Consider the following 807-nt stretch of genomic DNA (forward strand, 5'->3'; position numbering starts at 1 on the left):
TTCAGGCAACCGTCTGTGGTGTTTGCAGAGCTAAGATTGGCGGCTTAGCGTTGCACTTCGGAGTTGAATCCGCCCCACTATGTTTATACGCCATCTATTTTTGCCCGCCATTATTGCCACTGCACTCTTCGCTGCCGCACCGGTTTTCAGTAAAAGCCAGCGCCTGAGTGACGATCAGGTTAAACAGCAAATTATTGATGACTCGATTGCGGCCTATTCCGGTAATTGTCCCTGCCCGTATAACAGCGCGCTTAATGGCAGCCGTTGCGGTAAACGTAGCGCATGGAGCAGGGCAGGGGGCGAAACGCCGATCTGTTATAAAGATGAAGTGAGCAAAGAGATGATTGCCCGCTGGCGGCAGGCGCGACAATAGTCAGGGAAGGCTGAGCCCCAGAGCAGTATTGACGACGGCTACAGTGGCAAACGCGATGCCGCTATACAGGAATGCCCGGTGCTTTTGTGAAAACGCCAGTGCAAACATCACGACAGCCATCACAAAGAAAGGAACGGCGATAATGGCAAACGTGGACATTATTCTCTCCTGACAAGTTGCGGTATTTCATTATACATTAATTATCACCGTGTTAAGGAGAAAACCGATGTTAGAACTCAGGCCCAGCTGTGAAAACTGTGATAAAGATCTGCCGCCGGAATCCACTGCGGCACGGATCTGCTCTTTTGAATGTACCTTTTGTGACGACTGCAGCGAAAACGGCGGATTCAAGTTCGGAGTGCAATGCTAAGCCGCCTGTCTTAACTCTGCAAAGACCACTGAAGGCTGCCGGAACCCGAGGCATTTTCTTGGCC

Annotated in this window: 2 protein-coding genes and 1 pseudogene; 2 read left to right on the forward strand and 1 reads right to left on the reverse strand. The window is 51.1% G+C overall.

Annotation, left to right across the window (positions count from 1 at the left end; genetic code table 11):
* Window positions 1-79 precede the first annotated feature (79 nt).
* The gene (locus tag ACSZO1_RS22580) at window positions 80-373 is read left to right on the forward strand and encodes a hypothetical protein (RefSeq protein WP_437616631.1); all 294 of its coding nucleotides are present in this window, start codon (window positions 80-82) and stop codon (window positions 371-373) included.
* On the opposite strand, the gene ACSZO1_RS22585 is transcribed toward ACSZO1_RS22580, so the two are convergent.
* Window positions 374-532: a hypothetical protein gene (locus ACSZO1_RS22585; protein ID WP_437616633.1), complete on the reverse strand. Its 159-nt coding sequence runs from the start codon at window positions 530-532 to the stop codon at window positions 374-376. It abuts the gene before it with no gap.
* 67 nt (window positions 533-599) lie between these two features.
* Between ACSZO1_RS22585 and ACSZO1_RS22590 the strand changes: the two are divergent.
* Window positions 600-704: pseudogene (locus ACSZO1_RS22590) on the forward strand (DUF1272 domain-containing protein); the annotation flags it as partial.
* Between the last annotated feature and the right edge of the window lie 103 nt (window positions 705-807).

This window comes from Erwinia sp. V71, from assembly GCF_965644245.1.
Taxonomy (GTDB): Bacteria; Pseudomonadota; Gammaproteobacteria; order Enterobacterales; family Enterobacteriaceae; genus Erwinia.

Bases quoted from the DNA above. Each gene is read 5' to 3' on its own strand.
- ACSZO1_RS22580 (WP_437616631.1), top strand. From the start codon at position 80: ATGTTTATACGCCATCTATTTTTGCCCGCCATTATTGCCACTGCACTC.
- ACSZO1_RS22585 (WP_437616633.1), bottom strand. From the start codon at position 532: ATGTCCACGTTTGCCATTATCGCCGTTCCTTTCTTTGTGATGGCTGTC.